Raw genomic sequence first — 2,741 nt, forward strand, 5'->3', positions numbered from 1 at the left:
GATACTAAGTTCCCAGCAGATGATTTTTGCGTCATATATCATATTTTATAACGCCGTGTCTACCAATCTACATTCTGATTTTTTCTTTCTACCCCGATTTACCGAGCGGATACAAGTGAACTATAAACTGGTTCTTGTCAGCTTTTGGTGATGATGAAAGGTTACGCACTTTAAGGCAGAGGGCAGAGGGCAGAAGGAAGAAAGAAGAAAATTACAGAAAGCCTTGTGGTATAAGGGTTACAGAATCTCTACATCACAATAAAAGTCTTCAGGTTGGATCTGGATCTTTGTCACAAGTTCTACGACGACAGGCAAAATCTTAAAACCCTTCTGCCTTCTGCCTTCTGCCCTCTGCCTTAAAGTGCGTAACCTTTCATCATCACCAAAAGCTGACAAGAACCTATAAACTGGATACTCATTTTTGAAGCATATCATGAGTTAAAATCTCATTTTTTATTTCAAATCACACGCAATTTGGCGAGAATATTTCACAGTTTGTCAACGTATTCTTGTAGGTCGCTGCGTTTAACTCGCCAACCCTTGCCAATTACTTTGGCTTTTAACTCACCTTTGTTAATTGCGTCTCGCAGGAATTCTCTAGAAAGCCCAGTTAGTACTTGAGCTTCTGCAATAGTCAGTAGCAGCTTATTGGCGATCGGCACTACTAGCTGATTGTCGCCTCTGCTCAATAGCCCTTCAATGATTGAGGATAACTTGTCAATTACCCCTTGAGGGCGATCACAATTATTATATTTCTGTTAAAAAGAGTTTAATCGCGCTAGGTATTAAGGGTTAATGTTATGACGTACTGTTTTGCTTGGAAATACGGGGATACCGTTTACCTTTTGGCTGATACCGCAGCTACTAAATCATCTCTACCAAACTTTGATAAATCAAGCTTTGGTCAACTCCACGACAAAGTTAGGGGTGAGTACGTTGAGGAATCTCTGTTAAAAATTGTACCTATAGCACCCGACACAGCTATAGCTTTTGCAGGCGATGTTCAATTAGCAACGGCAATTATTGAGTTTCTGAAAGAAAATTTTTGCAGTGCAGAAACATTTGCGAATTTATTCGGGAAGGTAAATGCCAGTTTTGGCCCATTTGATCCTAAGCGACCTGTTGAATTGTTATTAGCCTATGCACCCTCGAATGGTGATCCAAAACTTATCCATTGGAACTCAAAGCATGGATTAGACAGTAACCAGTTTGACTACTATACAATTGGAAGTCTCACTTCCTATCATGCCGCTTTAACACCACTAGTACTATCAATGTTAGTTAATGGTAAGTTGGCATCGGGCAGGATTCTGCCTATACTCATTGCTATCGTACAGTCGTATGGTATCCATAGTAATATCATTGAGCAAAATGTTGGGGGAATTATTTTTGGACTTCGAGTTTGCAATGGAAAAATAATTTGGCAAGAAGATACAAACTTTGTTCTATACAATTCTACTGCCGAGAAATTTGAGACCTTTGACTTGATATCAGCCTTTGTTCGCGATAATGTAGTAGTTGTAAATTCGTCGTTCACCAACGATATTCGAGGTTTCGCGCATTCCGTTTCAACACCATCAATTCAAGCTTGGCAAGAGTCTTGGAATTCTTTTATTGTTAGTCATACCAACTCAGATAAGTATCGGTATTGGGTATTCTTGTCCACCGCAAAAAAAGTGATTACAGTCCTGCTCCGGGATAATTTCGATAATGAGAATAATTACTTTAGCTTACAGTACCTTGGCGATGGAAATTTCTCCTTTGGTTTAAGTCAGGAATTAATGGCACTACTGATGGAACCCCTTATGGATCGTGGTGACGGCAGTCTTCCATTCAGATTGAATTTTCGCAATGCCTGAGCCACAGTAATCTAATCCAGCTACATCTAACATTATTTAATACCTAATAACGGCGGTCATCGTACTAATCAATATCATCAATATCTCTGTATGACCAAGATTAGCGAAATATCAAAAATTACGATGAATTATAATACAAGCTACTAAGCTGGATTACAAATACATAAGTTGTATTAATAAAAATAATTAATTTGGAATTAACTGCTTAGAAGCATGATAAAAAGCTTGTTTCAACCTAAAGACTTCATAAATTGTAATTTCAACCTTCTCACCAATTAAAAAATCTTGCTCTTGACATGATTGGTTAATTAACTTAATAGATGTACTTGCTACAAGCTTTAAATCACTCTCTCGAATAACTCCTTGATTATGTTCTAGTAAATTTCTAACAGTAATAGCTAATTTTATTCTTTCTCTATATTCCTCATCTATTTTTCTTTCTAAATAATTTTCAATTTCAGTGAGCTTTTTTATGTTTGAAGTACGGTCGAACTTTTCAATTATTTTTGGAATTTCATCTTTACTTGTAATTTTAGACATTAAAATCTGTATTTTAGGATAGTTTTTACACCCAGCAAGTCTTTCTTTTACAAGGTGTTCAACTAGTTGATTAATAAACTCATACCAAACTTGAATAATTCGCAGAAAAACTAATTCTGAAATTGCTGTTTTATGAGTGTCATAAATCTCAAACATTTTGGAATATTGTAATTCATTCATGCTAGCAAAACTTACTCCTAGAGTAGTTTTGATGGGAACACTAAAACTATACAGGACTTACGCAACTGGCACAATGCGAGCGCCAATTACTAGTACATAAGTATTATTTGAATCTGATTCCGAATGCCTTGTATTTGTAATAAAAGCTGGTGTATTGGAAGC

At 36.4% G+C, this 2,741-nt stretch carries 3 protein-coding genes; 1 reads left to right on the forward strand and 2 read right to left on the reverse strand.

Annotated features, from left to right (window positions below; genetic code table 11):
• Nucleotides 1–488 precede the first annotated feature (488 nt).
• Nucleotides 489–689 (reverse strand): helix-turn-helix domain-containing protein, encoded by a 201-nt coding sequence (locus tag H6G97_RS49395; protein WP_199350181.1) that lies wholly within the window; start codon nt 687–689, stop codon nt 489–491.
• 156 nt (nt 690–845) lie between these two features.
• Here H6G97_RS49395 and H6G97_RS49400 point away from each other — a divergent pair, with 156 nt between their 5' ends.
• Complete coding sequence (locus tag H6G97_RS49400; RefSeq protein WP_190947559.1) at nt 846–1,859, forward strand: hypothetical protein; 1,014 nt, start codon at nt 846–848, stop codon at nt 1,857–1,859.
• 186 nt (nt 1,860–2,045) lie between these two features.
• Here H6G97_RS49400 and H6G97_RS49405 read toward each other — a convergent pair whose 3' ends face one another.
• Nucleotides 2,046–2,579 carry a hypothetical protein gene (locus tag H6G97_RS49405; protein ID WP_190947560.1) on the reverse strand — a complete coding sequence of 178 codons (534 nt, stop codon included), beginning with the start codon at nt 2,577–2,579 and terminating at the stop codon, nt 2,046–2,048.
• Between the last annotated feature and the right edge of the window lie 162 nt (nt 2,580–2,741).

This window comes from Nostoc flagelliforme FACHB-838, from assembly GCF_014698065.1.
Classification (GTDB): domain Bacteria; phylum Cyanobacteriota; class Cyanobacteriia; order Cyanobacteriales; family Nostocaceae; genus Nostoc; species Nostoc flagelliforme_B.

What these genes read in the sequence shown, in the direction of transcription:
- H6G97_RS49405 (WP_190947560.1), bottom strand. Translation starts at nt 2,579, where the DNA reads ATGAATGAATTACAATATTCCAAAATGTTTGAGATTTATGACACTCAT.